This window comes from Streptomyces sp. NPDC057623, assembly GCF_042800355.1.
Classification (GTDB): domain Bacteria; phylum Actinomycetota; class Actinomycetes; order Streptomycetales; family Streptomycetaceae; genus Streptomyces.
Map to the genome: position 1 here is coordinate 13,465 of NZ_JBHVGZ010000044.1, position 17,268 is coordinate 30,732.

The 17,268-nt window shown below is 69.6% G+C and carries 13 protein-coding genes; 8 read left to right on the forward strand and 5 right to left on the reverse strand.

Translation table 11 applies throughout. The features are described from left to right. Positions 1–101: 101 nt before the first annotated feature. Genes ACFU95_RS33315 through ACFU95_RS33330 form a run of 4 tightly spaced genes read left to right on the forward strand, consistent with a single transcriptional unit; the run spans position 102 to position 6,656 of the window. Entirely contained in the window at positions 102–1,379 is a 1,278-nt protein-coding gene (locus tag ACFU95_RS33315) for a glycosyltransferase (RefSeq protein ID WP_383835387.1), read from the forward strand. Then, on the forward strand, positions 1,376–3,025 hold the full coding sequence (locus ACFU95_RS33320) for an ArnT family glycosyltransferase (protein WP_383835390.1): 1,650 nt from the start codon (positions 1,376–1,378) through the stop codon (positions 3,023–3,025). The genes ACFU95_RS33315 and ACFU95_RS33320 overlap by 4 nt, the downstream gene beginning before the upstream one ends. Beyond that, a complete protein-coding gene (locus tag ACFU95_RS33325; RefSeq protein ID WP_383835393.1) occupies positions 3,022–4,224 on the forward strand; it encodes a glycosyltransferase in 1,203 nt (400 codons plus the stop codon). Before ACFU95_RS33320 ends, ACFU95_RS33325 begins: the two co-directional genes overlap by 4 nt. Continuing rightward, on the forward strand, positions 4,221–6,656 hold the full coding sequence (locus ACFU95_RS33330) for a galactose oxidase-like domain-containing protein (protein WP_383835396.1): 2,436 nt from the start codon (positions 4,221–4,223) through the stop codon (positions 6,654–6,656). The genes ACFU95_RS33325 and ACFU95_RS33330 overlap by 4 nt, the downstream gene beginning before the upstream one ends. Here ACFU95_RS33330 and ACFU95_RS33335 read toward each other — a convergent pair. Beyond that, positions 6,644–7,372, reverse strand: coding sequence for a Mut7-C RNAse domain-containing protein (locus ACFU95_RS33335; RefSeq protein WP_383835399.1), 729 nt, complete (start codon positions 7,370–7,372; stop codon positions 6,644–6,646). The genes ACFU95_RS33330 and ACFU95_RS33335 overlap by 13 nt on opposite strands. A 33-nt stretch (positions 7,373–7,405) precedes the next feature. Then, positions 7,406–8,035 (reverse strand): TetR/AcrR family transcriptional regulator, encoded by a 630-nt coding sequence (locus ACFU95_RS33340; RefSeq protein ID WP_383835402.1) that lies wholly within the window; start codon positions 8,033–8,035, stop codon positions 7,406–7,408. A 213-nt stretch (positions 8,036–8,248) separates the two neighbouring features. Here ACFU95_RS33340 and ACFU95_RS33345 point away from each other — a divergent pair, with 213 nt between their 5' ends. After that, entirely contained in the window at positions 8,249–9,526 is a 1,278-nt protein-coding gene (locus ACFU95_RS33345) for an RNA-guided endonuclease InsQ/TnpB family protein (protein ID WP_383835405.1), read from the forward strand. A 326-nt stretch (positions 9,527–9,852) separates the two neighbouring features. On the opposite strand, the gene ACFU95_RS33350 is transcribed toward ACFU95_RS33345, so the two are convergent. Continuing rightward, positions 9,853–10,599, reverse strand: a complete 747-nt coding sequence (locus tag ACFU95_RS33350; protein ID WP_383835408.1) for a hemolysin III family protein — start codon at positions 10,597–10,599, stop codon at positions 9,853–9,855. Positions 10,600–10,952: 353 nt separating this feature from the next. Here ACFU95_RS33350 and ACFU95_RS33355 point away from each other — a divergent pair, with 353 nt between their 5' ends. Next, the gene (locus ACFU95_RS33355) at positions 10,953–12,773 is read left to right on the forward strand and encodes a phosphoenolpyruvate carboxykinase (GTP) (protein ID WP_383835411.1); all 1,821 of its coding nucleotides are present in this window, start codon (positions 10,953–10,955) and stop codon (positions 12,771–12,773) included. 593 nt (positions 12,774–13,366) lie between these two features. Here the strand turns inward: ACFU95_RS33355 and ACFU95_RS33360 are convergent. Both ACFU95_RS33360 and ACFU95_RS33365 read right to left on the reverse strand, forming a co-directional pair. Then, on the reverse strand, positions 13,367–13,789 hold the full coding sequence (locus tag ACFU95_RS33360) for a hypothetical protein (RefSeq protein WP_383835414.1): 423 nt from the start codon (positions 13,787–13,789) through the stop codon (positions 13,367–13,369). A 97-nt stretch (positions 13,790–13,886) separates the two neighbouring features. Then, entirely contained in the window at positions 13,887–15,098 is a 1,212-nt protein-coding gene (locus ACFU95_RS33365) for a pyridoxal phosphate-dependent aminotransferase (protein ID WP_383835417.1), read from the reverse strand. 127 nt (positions 15,099–15,225) lie between these two features. Here ACFU95_RS33365 and ACFU95_RS33370 point away from each other — a divergent pair, with 127 nt between their 5' ends. After that, positions 15,226–15,963, forward strand: a complete 738-nt coding sequence (locus tag ACFU95_RS33370) for a hypothetical protein (RefSeq protein ID WP_383835420.1) — start codon at positions 15,226–15,228, stop codon at positions 15,961–15,963. A 370-nt stretch (positions 15,964–16,333) separates the two neighbouring features. Beyond that, complete coding sequence (locus ACFU95_RS33375) at positions 16,334–17,266, forward strand: trypsin-like serine peptidase (protein ID WP_383835423.1); 933 nt, start codon at positions 16,334–16,336, stop codon at positions 17,264–17,266. Positions 17,267–17,268: the final 2 nt, after the last annotated feature.

A 17,268-nucleotide genomic window follows, 5' to 3' on the forward strand; every position in this document is an offset into this window, starting at 1 on the left:
GCCCTCACGCTTCACAGTTCCCCCCTAATCTCTCCACAGTGACGCGACGGCTGTCCGAACGGCCGTCGCGACAGGGGGCATTGGGGATCTGGGGGGATCTTTTGCTGACGTCTGTCTTCATAGCCGTCGTCTCGCTGGCCTTGTTCTGGATGGCGGCTTTCACCCTGTGGTGGCAGATGCACGCGTGGCGTACGCCCGAGGTGCTGGCCTCCACCCGGTTCAGCAGACCGGACGGCGGCGAGCACGTGTCGTTCTCGCTGCTGCTTCCGGCCCGGCACGAACAGGCCGTGCTGGACCACACCATCCAGCGCCTGCTGGAGTCCACACACACCGACTTCGAGATCATCGTCATCGTCGGGCACGACGACCCGGAGACCACCGAGGTGGCCGAGAAGGCCGCGGCACGTGATCCGCGCGTCCGCGTCGTCGTCGACACCCACGAGAAGAAGAACAAGCCGAAGGCCATGAACACGGCGCTGCCGCACTGCCGCGGCGATGTCGTCGGGGTCTTCGACGCCGAGGACCAGGTCCACCCGGAGCTCCTCGCCCATGTCGACCACGCGTTCCGGACGACCGAGGCGGACGTGGTCCAGGGCGGGGTCCAGCTCATCAACTTCCACTCCAGCTGGTACAGCCTGCGCAACTGCCTGGAGTACTTCTTCTGGTTCCGCTCACGGCTGCACCTGCACGCGCAGAAGGGGTTCATCCCGCTCGGCGGCAACACCGTCTTCGTCCGCACCGACGTGCTGCGGGAAGCCGACGGCTGGGACCCGAACTGCCTTGCCGAGGACTGCGATCTGGGTGTGCGGCTCTCCAGCGTCGGCAAGAAGGTCGTCGTCGCCTACGACTCCGACATGGTGACCAAGGAGGAGACGCCCGGCAGCCTGATGTCGCTGCTCAAGCAGCGCACCCGCTGGAACCAGGGCTTCCTCCAGGTCTACCGGAAGAAGGACTGGAAGCAACTGCCCACCTTCGGGCAGCGGTTGCTCGCCCGCTACACGCTGATGACGCCGTTCATGCAGGCCTTCACCGGGCTCATCATCCCGCTCAACATCGCGATCGCGGTGTTCCTCGACGTGTCCGTGAGCGTCGCCTTCGTCACCTTCCTGCCGGCCGTCACCGCGCTCGTCACCTTCGTCTTCGAGGTCGTCGGACTGCACGACTTCGGCAGGCAGTACGGGCTGCGCGTCCGCTTCGTCCACTATCTGAAGCTCGTCGTGGGCGGCCCCTTCTACCAGGTGCTCCTCGCCGGGGCCGCCGTCCGCGCCGTGTGGCGTGAGCAGCGCGGCCGTAACGACTGGGAGCTGACCACCCACGTCGGCGCGCATCTCGCCCATGCCGGAACGACCCGCGACCTCCGAGAGGACGTCCCCGCGTGACCTCCACCCTTCCCGCGGTGACCACTCCGAAGGTCCCCGCGCAGCGGCAGCCTGCGCCTGAAGCGCGTCCGGCCGGCCGAACGAGCCCGCCGACGCGCCTGCGTTCGTCCAGAGCCGACCTGATCCTGTGCGGTGCGCTCCTCGTCGCGATCCTCGTCGTGCAGGGCTGGAACATCTCCGACTACCCCACGCTCAGCGACGACGAGGGCACCTACCTCGCCCAGGCCTGGGCCGTCCAGGAGGGCCGGGGGCTCGCCCACTACACCTACTGGTACGACCATCCGCCCCTCGGCTGGATCCAGATAGCCCTGCTGACCTGGATACCCGCCGCGCTCAGCCCCGACTCGATGACCGTCGGCACCATGCGCGCCGCGATGCTCGTCATCAGCGCGGTCAGCGCCGTCCTCGTCTACGTGCTCGGGCGTCGGCTGTCCCTGCCGCGCTGGGCGGCCGGGCTCGGCATGGTCCTGTTCGGGCTCTCACCGCTGTCGGTCGTCCTCCAGCGGGAGATCTTCCTCGACAACCTCGCGGTGATGTGGACGCTGCTGGCCTTCGCGCTCGCCGCCTCGCCGAGCCGCCATCTCTGGCACCACTTCGGGGCCGGGATCGCGGCCGCCACGGCCGTGCTGACCAAGGAGACGATGCTCTTCGTCCTCCCGGCGGTCTTCGTCACGATGTGGCGGCACAGCCACCGCGACACCCGCAAGTTCGCCCTCACCGGCGCCGTCACCGCCTGCGTGATGATCGGCCTCTCGTACCCGCTCTTCGCGCTGCTGAAGGGCGAGCTGTTCCCGGGCGGCGGGCACGTCTCGCTGTGGGACGGCATCAAGTACCAGATGACCCGGCCGGGTTCGGGCTTCATCCTGGACCAGGGCTCCGGCTCCTACGGCGTCCTGCAGTCGTGGCTCTACTACGACCGCGTCCTCATCCTCGGCGGCCTCGCGGGCGGCCTGCTGCTCCTGGTCACCTGGCGCTGGTCGGTCACCGCCCGCGCCCTGGCCGGACCCTCCTGCGCGGTGGTCATCCTCGCCCTGGTGGCCATGCGCCCCACCGGCTACCTGCCCGCCATGTACGTCATCCAGGCGCTGCCCTTCCTCGCCCTCGTCCTCGCCGGAGGAACGGCCTCCGTCGCCCACGCCGTACTGCGGCGCCGACGGTCCGAGGCGGAGAAGCGGTACGTCACCGGCGCGCGGTACGCCCTCGCGGCCGTCCTCGCCCTCGCCGCCTGCGCCTATGTCGTCCCGCGCTGGTACGACGGCGCCCGCACGGCCGTCACCTCCGACGCCAACGCCCCCTACCAGGCGGCCTCGAAGTGGCTGGCCACCGAGGTGGCGGACCCGCAGGACACCCGGGTCCTCGTCGACGACGCGCTCTGGCTCGACCTGGTGCACGCCGGATACGAGCCGGGACTCGGCGCCATCTGGTTCTACAAGGCCGACCTCGACCCGGCCGTGACGAAGACGATGCCGCGCGGCTGGAAGGACCTCGACTACGTGGTCGCCTCGCCGACGGTACGGCGCGACGCGGTCGACCTGCCCAACGTCAGGGCGGCGATGGAGCACTCGACGCCGGTCGCCGTGTTCGGCACCGGCGAGGACCGGATCGAGATCCGGCAGATCCAGACGGTATCCGGAGGGGTTCGATGACTCACGAGTACACCGCCCCCGAAGAGCTGGGCGATCCGTCGGTGGACGCCGCCGAGGTTCCCGAACCCGGCGCCGTCACCATCGTCGTACCGACCTTCAACGAGTCGGCGAACGTACGGCGGTTGCTGCACCAGATCACCGAGTCGGTGCCGTCCCGGCTGCCCTGCGAGGTCGTCTTCGTGGACGACTCCACCGACGACACTCCGCAGGTCATCAAGGAGGCGGCCCAGGACTGCCCCTTCCCGGTCACCGTCATCCACCGGGACGAACCCGTCGGCGGGCTCGGTGGTGCGGTCGTCGAGGGGATGAAGGCGGCCGGGTCGGAGTGGATCGTCGTCATGGACGGCGACTGCCAGCATCCGCCCTCCCTGGTGCCGGACCTGGTCGCCACGGGTGAGCGCGCGAACGCCGGGCTCGTCGTCGCCTCCCGGTACATCAAGGGCGGCAGCCGGGCCGGGCTCGCGGGCAGCTACCGGGTGGCCGTCTCCCGGGCTGCGACCTGGCTGACCAAGTCCCTCTTCCCGCGCCGGCTGCACGGCATCAGCGACCCGATGAGCGGCTTCTTCGCCATCCGCCGCAGCGACATCACGGCTCAGGCACTCAAGCCCCTCGGCTACAAGATCCTGCTGGAGCTGGCGGTCCGCAGCCGTCCGCGCACCGTCACCGAGGTGCCGTTCGTCTTCCAGGAGCGGTTCGCGGGGGAGTCCAAGTCCACGGCGGCGGAGGGGCGCCGCTTCCTGCGTCACCTCGCCGGACTGCGGACGGCCGACCCGCTGTCCCGGATGGTGGTGTTCGGGCTGATCGGGCTGACGGGCTTCGTGCCGAACCTGGCCGCGCTGTGGGCGATGACGCAGGCGGGGCTGCACTACCTCCCGGCGGAGATAGCCGCCAACCAGTTCGGCGTGGCCTGGAACTTCCTGCTCATGGAGAAGCTGCTGTTCCGCGACCGGCGGCAGCACCGCCACTGGGCCGACCGCACCGTACGGTTCGCGCTGCTCGCCAACGCCGACCTGGTGCTGCGCATCCCGTTGATCGCGCTGCTCGTGGGGCAGTTCGGGCTGGCCGTGCTGCCCGCGACCGCGCTGGCCCTGGTCATCACCTTCGTCCTGCGCTTCGTCGGTACCGAGGCGCTGGTCTATCTGCCGGGCCGCCGTATCGGTCGGCGGTCCGGGAGCCGCACCGCAAGGAGAGCCGCATGACAAAGCGTCTCGTCAGCAAGCGCCGAAGAAGGACCGCACTGGTCGGGGTGGGGGCCCTGACCGCCGGTCTCCTGCTCACCGCGCCCCAGCCCGCCTCCGCCGCCAACCTCATCAAGAACCCCGGCTTCGAGACCGCCGGCACCGACGACATGCCCTACTGCTGGAAGAAGTCCGGCTGGGGCGACAACGACTTCACCTTCGAGACGACGACGGACGCCCACAGCGGCTCCAAGGCGATGAAGGTCACGCTCACCCGCCGCGTCGAGGGCGACCGCAAGGCGCTGATCACCGAGTCCGCCGAGTGCGCGCCCGTCGTCACGCCGGGCAAGCAGTACGACCTGGGGCTCTGGTACAGGTCGACCACCCCGGACGCCTCGGTCACCCTCTTCCGGCACGACGCCACGGCGGGCTGGCAGTACTGGACCGACCTCAAGACGCTGGACATGGCGGCCGGGTGGACCGAGGCCACGGTCCGCACACCCGAGGTGCCCGCCGGCACCGACCGCATCGCCTGGGGCGTCTCCGTCTACGGCACCGGTTCGGTCACGACCGACGACTACACGATGGACCAGGTCGCCGCGCCCGTCCCCGACCCGGTGTGCACGGGCACGGCGGAGGAGTGCGCGAACGGCCGCTGGGACGTGCTGCCGACCAAGAACCCGGTCCGCTCCATGCACTCCGTCGTCCTGAACAACGGCAAGGTGCTGCTGATCGCGGGCTCCGGCAACGACCCGACGATGTTCCAGGCGGGCACGTTCACCAGCGCGGTCTACGACCCGCAGAACGGCACCTACCAGCAGATCCCCACGCCCAAGGACATGTTCTGCGCCGGCCACGTCCAGCTCGACGACGGGCGTGTGCTCGTGATGAGCGGCAACAAGGGCTATCCGTCGGCGGACGGCACGATCGGCTACCAGGGCTACAAGGACTCGTACATCTTCGACCCGGTCAGCGAGACGTACAGCAAGACCAACGACATGAACGACGGCCACTGGTACCCGTCGGCCACCGTCCTCGGCAACGGTGACGTGATCTCCTTCGGCGGTCTGAAGGAGGACTCGTCCGGTTCGGTGACGGCCGAGCTGTGGTCGGACGCCGAGCAGAGGTGGCTGGAGCTCTGGAAGGTCAACCAGACCTGGTCCTACTGGGGTCTGTACCCGTCGATGATCCTGATGCAGGACGGCCGCCTCTTCTACTCGGGCAGCCATGTCTTCGGCAACAACATCCCGGGCACGGGTTCGGCGATCTACGACTACGGCGCCAACACGGTCACCCAGGTCCCCGGCCTGCGGAACAAGGACCAGCGCGACCAGTCCGCGAGCGTGCTGCTGCCCCCGGCCCAGGACCAGAAGGTCCTCACCGTCGGCGGCGGCAACATCGACTCCAACCCGGACGCGAACCGCCTCACCGACGTCATCGACCTCAAGCAGCCCAACCCGTCCTACGTCGCGGGACCGCCGCTCCCGCAGGGCACCGTCGACCTCGGGAACGGCAAGGTCCCGCAGACCGGCAACCAGGGCAAGATGTACGTCTCCGCCGTGCTCCTGCCCGACGGCAAGGTGCTGGAGACGGGCGGCGCCCTGCACAACCGGGCCGACCCGGTGTACGAGTCGTCGCTCTACGACCCGGCGACGGGCACCTTCGACCCGGTGGCGGCCGACCCGGAGGAGCGCGGCTACCACTCCTCGGCCTTCCTGCTGCCCGACGGCCGGGTGATGGCGACGGGCGACAACCCGGGCAACGGCAGCTGGAACCACGACGTGTCGGTGTACACCCCGCCGTATCTCCTCAAGGGCGAGCGCCCGACGATCACTTCGGTCATCGACTCCGAGTGGACGTACGGCGACACCCAGCGGATCACCGTCGACCGGCCGATCGCCAAGGCCGAGCTGATCCGCCCGGCCGCGGTCACCCACTCCTCCGACCCGAACCAGCGCTTCGTGGACCTGCCGCTGTCGGTGGACGGCGACAACATCGACCTGAACGTGACGAGCAACCCCAACCTGGCCCCGCCCGGCTGGTACATGCTCTTCGCGGTCGATGCGGGCGGCGTGCCGTCGGTCGCCAAGTGGGTGCACCTCCAAGGCCCGCAGGCCCTGAGCGCGACGGACGCCTCCGCCCACGTCCACGAATTCGCCGACAACCTCAAGGGCAAGGTCACGGGCCCGGGCAAGAAGCGGAAGTCGCAGAAGGTCAGCCCGACCGTCGCCGGCTGCGACCGGCACTACGGCTCCGCCAACGTCTGCGTGCCGACGGACTTCCCGCCGACCGTGAAGGCGACGACGAAGGCCCGCTGCGACTGGCTGAAGAAGAACGACTACGGCCGCCTGAAGGTCAACGGCAAGGACGACCCGCTGCGGCTCGACCCGAACCGGGACGGGATCGCCTGCGGAAAGGGTGACGCGAGCAGGCGTTGGCCTCAGCTCGCGTAGTCGGCGAGGGCGCGCTCCACGATGGCCACCAGCTGCTCGTGGTGCGCGCCCTTCCAGTACGCCCGCTTGCACTGGGTGCACTGCGCGAACACGTCGTACGACCGCTGCGTCCCGCCCTCCAGCCGGTCCGCCACCTCGTCCTTGGTCGCCGCCCTGAGCAGGCCGTTGCAGGCGGAGCAGCGGGTCCAGGGGCGCAGCTCGGGGCGGAACCGGTCCAGGACGTCGCGGAGTTGGTCCTCGGGCCGCGTGCTGTAGACATACGCCCCGGCCCACAGCTCGCGGCGGCGCAGCAGCCCTCGGTCACGGCTCAGCATGACCCGCTGCTCGGCGGCCGACAGTGCCGCGAGCGCCGGGTCGCCGATGTCCGTCGACTCGTACGCCGTGTCCACGCCGAGCAGGCGCAGACGGCGGGCGAGGGTGCCGAGGTGGACGTCGAGGAGGAAGCGCAGGGGAGCGCCGGGTACCCGCTGGGGGCGCGGGACGGGCCGTACGGACACGGCCTCGCCGCCGGTCGGGACGTACGACACCGGTACCTCGCGCCCGTCCACGAGCAGCGGGCCGGCCTCGGTCAGCGGGACGCCGAGGGACTCCACGAGATGGCCGAGGGTCGAGACACCGTCGGTGGCGACCTGGGCGGCATCGTCCCGGCGCCGGCCGTTGGGGAGGAAAACACGCAGCTCGGGGGCGAACTCGACGCGGATCTCTGGACCGTTCACCCGGCCAGGATGTCACGACCGGGCGCTCGCGCCTCAGACCTTTTTCGTGGGGAGGCCCTGCTCGATGACGTCCAGAGCCCGGTCCACCAGCTCGCGGAGGTCGTCCCGGCAGTCGTTCTCCGCCCAGGTGATGTTGACCTCCATCAGGCCGCGGACCAGGGACATCGCGTAGACCCGAACTTCGAGGCTGTCCGCGTCCAGACCGTGGTGCTCGGCGATGGCGCCCCGCAGCAGGCGGCCGGTCGCCGACATGCTCTCGATCATCCGGGCGCGGACGGCGGGGATCTGGACCGCCAGATGCGCCCGGATCCGGACCGCCTCGGGGTCCTCCGCCAGCAGCGCGTCCATGCTCCTGTGCATCACGTACCGCACCGAGTCCATCCAGGACTCCGAGGCGGGCCGGGCACGCAACTCCTCCAGCATCAGAGGGTCGTACTCGTCCGTGAGGACGATGTCCTCCTTGGTCGGGAAGTAGCGGAAGACCGTGGACGGCGACACCTCGGCGCGCTCGGCGATCTGCTCGATCGTCGTGGCGTCGTAGCCCTGCTCCTTGATCAGCGCGTACGTCGCGTCGCGGATCGCCGTCCGGGTCTTGATCTTCTTCCGCTCACGAAGCCCCAGCTGGGGACGGTCGGTGGGGGGAGAGATACGTGAGGGGGGCATGAGGTCATTGTCGGGCGTCGGTCTGCGGGGCATGGCAAGGGGAAGCGTCGACAGGTGCCCATCCGAACCACAACGAGATCGCCTCGATTCGAGCGGGCTGCCGCATAACGTACACAGTTCCGGTCGATTGTGATCTTCTGCGCCGGACTGCCGCGGACAGGGCCGTACGGTGATCGGCATGCAGCTTCGTTACCAGTACCGTGGGTGTCGATCGTGAAGCGAGCGGACGGGGTCACGTACCGCACGGCGGTGGTGCCCGTGCGCCTGCGTTCGAAGGACTACCGCAAGGTGCACGAGACTGCCTACCGGGCCGGTCTGCTGTTCACGAATCTGGCCGGGTTCCGGCAGGAGTTCTACGACCGTGAAGGATGCGATCCGAGCCGGGCCGAAGCGCTGGGGCAGGTGGAAGATCCCGAACTCCTGCGGATGCACGCCCATTCCAAGCAGGCCGTCTACGAGGCGCTGACCGAAGCGGTCAGCACGGCCCTGACGAACATCGGCGAGGGCGTGGAGGGCGTCAGGATGCCCCACCGGGCTAAGAACTACCGGCCCGTCGCGTTCACGCGCGGCTACGGATGGCGGATCACCCCGGACGGAAAGCTCGCGCTGTCGCTCGGACGCAGGGACGGCCGGATTCTCCTGCCCGTCCCCGAGGTGACCGACGCCCGTACCGGCAACACGGTGCCGGCTGATGACTGGGGCGAGGTCGAGCCGTGCTGGGACCGCGACAACCGGACCTGGTCCCTGCACATCCCCTACGCAACCCACCAGCCGCCCGTTCTCGGTCTGCAGAACGTGATGGCCGTGGACGAGGGCATCATCAACCCGATGACCTGCGCGGTGGAGACCACTGAGGCCTACGAGGTCACCGTCATCAACGGACGGTCCGCCCGTGCGGTCAAGCACCGGCGCAACACCGCCGTCGCGGCCCTGCGCCGCAAGCAGTCCAAGTGCCTCAAGGGCTCACGCCAGTGGCGCCGGTACGACAAGGCCGTCAAGCGTGCACAGGGCAAGGCGAAGACCAGCCTGCGCAACCACAACCACCAGGTCAGCCGCAAGGTCGCCGATCTTGCCCAGGAGCACGACACCGGCACCATCACGGTCGGCGACGTACGCGGCATCGAGAAGAACACCCGCAATACCAAGGTCCGCCGCAGCGGACGCCATCAGCGCCGCCGTCTGTCCCAGTGGGACCGCGGCGACCAGGAACGCCACGTAGCGCAGAAGACCGGCGTCGGCCTCGTCCACATCGACGAGTCCTACTCCACCAAGACCTGTCCAGCGTGCCTCACACGCAACCGCCCCTCCGGGCGGAACTACCGGTGCCGCACCTGTGGCTTCACCTGCCACCGCGACGCTGTCGGCGCGATCAACATCCTGATGCGCGCCAAGCACGGCGAATACCGTGCCATAGACCCGGACAAAACAATCCGGGTCACATATCTGCGAGCCACGCCCTTGCATCGGGCACCAGCACGTAGTACAGGCTAGATGCGGCCCACCGCAGGCAACAACACCTGCGGCGTAGCCGGGCAAGCCGCAGGTCCCGACCACCCGTCTCCGGACGGAACGTCCGACCCACAGGCGAAAACCCGGAAGCCCTGTCCATAGGGGGGGGAGCATCACGATCGTCATGTCGACCTCTCGCGACCAGAGCCCACCAGCGGCGGGTGCTCCGTGGCTGGGCGATATTGGCCCTAAAGTGAGATTCAGTACCAAAATATCGGGACTGTCGAACGGGGGAGTCCTACGCGTGAAGGCGGGCATGGAGGAAGGGCCACGGCTCGAAAGCCGTGGCCCTTGTCGATCGCGAGCGGCTAAGCGTGTTGGTACGCCACCAGCGAGATCCCCACGTAGTGCGTGATGAACGCCGCCAGGGTGAAGGAGTGGAACACCTCGTGGAAGCCGAACCAGCGCGGTGACGGGTTCGGGCGCTTGATGCCGTAGATCACGCCGCCCGCGCTGTAGAGGAGGCCGCCGACGATCACCAGGACCAGCACCGCGATGCCGCCGGTGCGCATGAAGTCCGGCAGGAAGAAGACGGCCGCCCAGCCCATCGCGATGTAGCAGGGGGTGTAGAGCCAGCGCGGGGCCCCGACCCAGAAGACGCGGAAGACGATGCCCGCCGCCGCGGCCCCCCAGATGCCCCACAGCAGCCACTGGCCCTTGGCGTCCGGCAGCAGCAGCATCGTCAGCGGTGTGTAAGTGCCCGCGATGATCAGGAAGATGTTGGCGTGATCCAGTCGGCGCAGGATGCCGTCCATACGGGGACTCCAGTTGCCCCGGTGGTACAGCGCGCTCACGCCGAACAGCAGGCAGGCCGTGAGGGCGAAGATCCCGCAGGCGAGCCGGCCTCTGGGTGAGTCCGCGAGGGCGGTGAGCACCAGGCCCGCGACGAGCGCGGCCGGGAACATGCCGAGGTGCAGCCAGCCGCGGAGCTTGGGCTTGATCTCGTCCGTGAGCTGCTGGGCGTGGTGTGCGATCTGGTGCGGCAGGGAGGGCGCGCCGGAGCCGCGGCCGGCGGCCGGCGTGTCCGTGGAGGCGTCGGGGACGGGCGCAGTCATGGAGGGCATCGTACCTACGGAACCGTAAGTTACGTATCAGCGCGGCGAGATGAGAGCCCGGAAGTGGCCATCATCTCACGGGGTCCCCGGATCGGGCGCACCTGGGGTGAAGCCGTGGTGACGCATCGAAAACATCTCGATGAGTGGCGATGCTCACGCCGCTCACCTGTGACGCCCTCTGGACATATGGGCGGACGCGTCGGATGATCAAATGAGTGCGGTCGGCACCGGATGAGCGCGGAAGATCGGGACGGTGGATCCAGCCCCTTACCGCCCGCGAAGCATCCGGGTCGCGGCCCCCACGGGGCATACAAGGGCATATCAGGACAAAATCCCTCTCTATAGGAGCAACCGTGGCGCGCGACATCGCGGCTCCCCCCGTCCCCACCCACCACCGGGAACTGGTCTCGTGGGTCAACGAGATCGCTGAACTGACGCAGCCGGACAACGTGGTCTGGTGTGACGGATCCGAGGCCGAGTACGAGCGTCTGTCCGAGGAGCTCGTCGCGAAGGGCACCTTCAAGAAGCTCGACCCGATCAAGCGCCCCAACTCGTACTACGCCGCCTCCGACCCGACCGACGTCGCGCGCGTCGAGGACCGGACCTACATCTGCTCCGAGAAGGAGGAGGACGCCGGCCCGACGAACCACTGGATGGACCCCGCCGAGATGCGTGAGGTCTTCTCCGGCGAGAAGGGCGTCTTCCGCGGCTCGATGCGTGGCCGGACCATGTACGTCGTCCCGTTCTGCATGGGCCCGCTCGGCTCGAAGCTCTCCGCCATCGGCGTCGAGATCACCGACTCCGCCTACGTCGCGGTCTCCATGCGCACCATGACCCGCATGGGTCAGGCCGTCCTGGACGAGCTCGGTGAGGACGGCTTCTTCGTGAAGGCCGTGCACTCCGTCGGCGCCCCGCTGGAGGAGGGCCAGGAGGACGTCCCCTGGCCCTGCAACCAGACCAAGTACATCTCCCACTTCCCGGAGAGCCGCGAGATCTGGTCCTACGGCTCCGGCTACGGCGGCAACGCCCTGCTCGGCAAGAAGTGCTACGCCCTGCGGATCGCCTCCGTCATGGCCCGCGACGAGGGCTGGCTCGCCGAGCACATGCTGATCCTGAAACTGACCCCGCCGCAGGGCGAGTCCAAGTACGTCGCCGCCGCCTTCCCGAGCGCCTGCGGCAAGACCAACCTCGCCATGCTGGAGCCCACCATCTCCGGCTGGACCGTCGAGACGATCGGCGACGACATCGCCTGGATGCGCTTCGGCGAGGACGGCCGTCTCTACGCCATCAACCCCGAGGCCGGCTTCTTCGGCGTCGCGCCCGGCACCGGTGAGCACACCAACGCCAACGCGATGAAGACGCTGTGGGGCAACTCGGTCTTCACCAACGTGGCGCTCACGGACGACAACGACATCTGGTGGGAGGGCATGACGGAGGAGACCCCGGCCCACCTGACGGACTGGAAGGGCAACGACTGGACGCCCGAGTCGGAGGTCCCCGCCGCCCACCCCAACGCCCGCTTCACCGTCCCCGCCGCGCAGTGCCCGATCATCGCGCCCGAGTGGGAGGACCCCAAGGGCGTGCCGATCTCGGCGATCCTCTTCGGCGGGCGCCGCGCCACCGCCGTACCGCTGGTGACGGAGTCCTTCGACTGGAACCACGGTGTGTTCCTCGGCGCCAACGTGGCGAGCGAGAAGACCGCCGCGGCCGAGGGCAAGGTCGGCGAGCTGCGCCGCGACCCGTTCGCGATGCTGCCCTTCTGCGGCTACAACATGGGCGACTACATGGCCCACTGGGTCGACGTGGCCAAGGACAAGGACCAGGCCAAGCTGCCGAAGATCTACTACGTCAACTGGTTCCGCAAGAACGACGCGGGCAAGTTCGTCTGGCCCGGCTTCGGCGAGAACAGCCGCGTCCTGAAGTGGATCGTCGAGCGCCTCGACGGCAGGGCCGAGGGCGTCGAGACCCCGATCGGCATCCTGCCGGCCAAGGGCGCGCTGGACACGAAGGGCCTCGAACTGGCCGACTCCGACCTCGACTTCCTCCTCACCGTCGACAAGGAGATCTGGCGCGAGGAGGCCGCGCTCGTCCCCGACCACCTCAACACCTTCGGCGACCACACCCCGAAGGAGCTGTGGGACGAGTACCGCGCGCTGGTGGAGCGCCTGGGCTGAGTGCCGCCCCGAAGACTCCGCGGCCGGTTGGGATGCCCTGACCAGTGATCGTCACGGCCGGCCGCGGTGCGATACGGCGAAGCCGCGCACAACGGCGTGCGTGGTTCTGGGCCTGCCGCTGTCGATTCCGTCCGCCCCGACGGGATGACGGCGGCAGGCCTTCGCCGCTTTGGGGGTGTTGTGGCTGGTCGCGGGGGCGGCCACGGCCTGGAGCACGGCGGGGCGGTCGCCGTCGACACGGCCCTGTCCTGGCAGCGCCGGGGACGCAAGCTCCACCTGGTGGTGCCGACCGGCATCGGCGAGGCGGACTTCGTGGAGCAGCTGGAGGACGTCCCCGCCGACGTGCTGCGGGCCGCACTGGACGCCACGCGGCGAAGCCGCGCGTCGACGGGCGGTTCATCGCCGGTACCGGCACGACGGGGCCGATCCGACGCCTCGACGCGCCGCGCCCCTTCGAACCGCTCGGCGTGGGCATCGAGTTCCTCGGCGACGGCGCGCATCCTCGCCTACCCCACGCCTTCGGCGTACCGGGGCTGTGGCGCCCGGTCCGCGCGTCGCTGCGGGTGCACGCGGACCGGGGCCGTTCAGGGGGCTCAGCCGACGCCGGTCAGCTCCTGCGGCTCGGCCTGCGCGGCGGCGTGCGCGTCCATGCGCTCGGCCGCCAGGATCGCCGCCGCCGTGTCGGCCCGGGACGCGGCGACCACCAGCGCCCGCCCGGCGAGGGCGTGTGCGCGCCGGTGCAGTGCCGCGAGCTTCGCCTGACCGCCGGAGGCCGCCGCGCGGGCCGGCTTGCGTCCTTCCCGCAGCCGGGCCACCTGGTCGGCGAGCCGCACGGCGGCCGCGTCGAGGTCGGCGGAGGGTTCCGTCGTGCGCAGCTCGTCCGTGACGGCGAGCAGCGCGGCGAGGTGGCCGGCGAGCTGGATGTCGAGCTCCTCCTCACGCGAGCGGTGAGGGAAGTCGGTGGTGTTGCCGGCCATCGTGCTGTGGACCGACTTGGCTCGGATCGGTTCGTACATGGGATGGCCTCCTGTGCGCTGACAGGAAACCATCCTAGCTTAGATTTCGTCTAAAGTTGAGCCGTTCACAAGACGGGGGCCGCCCGTCTGCGCAGGGTCACGGCTGGCTGTACCCGTCGAGGAACCGGCTGATCCGGCTCATCGCGTCCCGCAGGTCCGTGACCGTCGGCAGGGTGACCACGCGGAAGTGGTCCGACTCCGGCCAGTTGAAGCCACTGCCCTGGACGACCATGATCTTCTCGCTCCGCAGCAGGTCCAGGACCATCTGCCGGTCGTCCTTGATCTTGAAGACCTTGGGGTCGAGGCGCGGGAAGAGATACAGCGCGCCCTTCGGCCGTACGCAGGTCACGCCGGGGATCTGGGTCAGAAGCTCGTACGCGACGTCCACCTGCTCCTTCAGCCGCCCCCCGGGCAGCACCAGGTCGTTGATGGACTGCCGTCCGCTGAGGGCGGCGACGACGCCGTGCTGGCCGGGCATGTTCGCGCACAGCCGCATGTTCGCGAGGATGGTGAGGCCCTCGATGTAGGAGTCGGCGTGGGCGCGGGGGCCCGAGATCGCCATCCACCCGACCCGGTACCCGGCGACCCGGTAGGCCTTCGACATGCCGTTGAAGGTGAGGGTGAGCAGGTCGGGGGCGACGGAGGCGGTCGGGGTGTGCGTGGCGCCGTCGTAGAGGATCTTGTCGTAGATCTCGTCGGAGCAGACGAGGAGGTTGTGCCGGCGGGCGATGTCCGTCAGCCCCCGGAGCATGGCCTCGTCGTACACGGCCCCCGTCGGGTTGTTGGGGTTGATGATGACGATGGCCTTGGTGCGGTCGGTGACCTTGCGCTCGATGTCGGCGAGGTCGGGCATCCAGTCGGACTGCTCGTCGCACCGGTAGTGGACGGCGGTGCCGCCGGACAGGGAGACGGCCGCGGTCCACAGGGGGTAGTCGGGCGCCGGGACCAGCACCTCGTCGCCGTCGTCGAGCAGGGCCTGCATCGCCATGACGATCAGCTCGGAGACGCCGTTGCCGATGAAGACGTGCTCGACGTCGGTCTCGATGCCCAGGGTCTGGTTGTGCATGACGACGGCCCGGCGCGCGGCCAGCAGGCCCTTCGCGTCGCCGTAGCCGTGCGCCGACGACACGTTGCGGAGGACGTCCTCCAGGATCTCGGGCGGGGCCTCGAAGCCGAACGCGGCCGGGTTGCCGGTGTTCAGCTTGAGGATCCGATGCCCCGCCGATTCAAGCCGCATCGCCTCCTCGAGCACCGGGCCCCGGATCTCGTAACAGACGTTGGCGAGCTTGGTCGACTGGATCACCTGCATGTCAAGGAGCTTACGGCCCGGTAAAGCGCCTTGGTCGGTGTTTTCCGACACGTGAGACGCGGGGGCTTTGGGCTGTTATCGCCGGTAGCTGTCGCACGGGCCGGACCCGTCCCTACAATGCGCGGCCATGTCCAGCCCACCTGAGCGCGAGAACGGGACACCGCAGGGGCAGCCGAACGTGTACCACCCGAGGCCGACGGCGCCCCCGGCGTACGAGGAGTACGCGGATCCGGCGGCCGCGCACGGCTGGCAGAACGCGTACGACGAGACGGCGCCGCTGCCCCGGGTGGGTGATGCGGGGACGGCCGAGGGGGCGGCCGGCGGCCACGGCGAGATTCCTGCGGGCCCCGGCCCCGGTGTGCCCGCGCGTGGCGCGGCTGCGCGCCGCGCGCCTCGGGCGGGCGGTGCGGGCCGGGGGGCGCGCCGCAGGGCGCGGGCCCGGGGCTCGCGGCGCGTGGCGATCGTGGCCGGCGCGGTGGGGGCGGTGTCGGCGGCGGCGATCATGGCGGGGTTCTCCCTGTCCGGCTCCTCGCCGGAGGGCGGCTCGCACGGCGAGCAGGGCGGTGCGAGCCCGACGGCGGGGGCATCGGCGGACCGGGCCGACCCCCTGGACGGCGACCCCGCCACGCCCCGTTCGTCCGACCCCACCGGGTCGCCGGGTGCGCAGGCCCCGGGCGCCTCGCCGAGCACGTCCGCGCCGGACGGGGCCGACGAGGACGGCAGGACCGGCACGCCCTCGTCGGCGCCCGCCACCACGAGCACGGCGCCCTCGACCCCGACCGCGACCGCGAGCACGGGGGCGCCGGGCGGCGGACGTGGGGACAACCCGGGGCGGGGGCTGGGGAACACGAAGGGCCCCAAGTAGCGCCGCCGTTCGGGGCCGGCTGGGCGCAGCGGGGCAGGGTCCGCCGACGCCGATCGGCGGGCTGACGGCTCTTCGGGGGCGCCGGAAGGGGCAACGACCGGCTGCCCGGGCGGAGTTTGTCCCGAGGCGTGTCGCGCCCCCGGTGTGATCGGCTGTGGTGATCCCGGCGCCGTTCCGTGAACGTCCTGCGCCGTCGGCCCGGCGGATCTGCCGGGCGCCGCACTCCCCGTGATAGGGAAACCCCTACGGCTCGAACTCGCCGGTAATCAAGTCCTTGTCCGTACCCCCCTCCTGCGTGAGAATGTGCATGACAAAAGTGCGGGTGGCCGGAGATTCTTCGGTCACCCTCCTCGTATGAGGGGACCCCCACATGAGAAAACCGCTCGGCGCCGCCCTCCTCGCCCTGGCGATAGCCGGGGCCGGCGCCGCACCCGCGGTCGCGGCTCCCGTGGACTCGGCCGCTTCCTTCGGCAAGAGCGTGGACGCGGGCTCGGTCACGTCGGTGGTCAATGACACCGTCGCCTCCACCGCGGACACCCTCGGCCAGGTCCTGAACAGTCCCAAGGTCAAGGCCGTCAACTTCGCGGGCACCGTCGCGCTCAGCAACTGTTCCGGCTCCGTCGTCCGCTTCCCGGACTCGGAGGACAACGACCCGGCGCTGGTGATGACCAACGGCCACTGTCTGGAGACCGGCATGCCGGGCCCGGGCGACGTCGTGGTCGACCGGGCCTCCAGCCGTACGTTCACCCTGCTCAACTCCTCCGGCGGCCGGGCCGGCACGCTGCGGGCCAGCAAGATCGCTTACGGGACGATGACCGACACGGACGTCGCCTTCTACCAACTCACCACCACGTACGCGCAGATCAAGAGCTCGTACAGCATCAACCCGCTCACGGTGGCCGACACCCACCCGGTCAAGGGCACCGCCATCACCGTCGCCTCCGGCTACTGGAAGCGGCTGTACAACTGCAACATCGACGGGTTCGCGTACCGCCTCAAGGAAGGCGACTGGACCTTCAAGGACTCGGTCCGCTACACCTCCGCCTGCAACACCATCGGCGGCACCTCCGGCTCTCCCGTCATCGACCAGGCCACCAACCAGGTCGTCGCCGTCAACAACACCGGCAACGAGGACGGCGAGCGCTGTACGGTCAACAACCCGTGCGAGGTCGACGAGAGCGGCAACGTCACCGTCCGCCAGGGCATCAACTACGCCCAGGAGATCTACCAGATCCACGCCTGCTTCGGCGTCGACAACAAGCTCGACCTGAACGCGAGCGGATGCGTGCTGCCCAAGCCGTAACC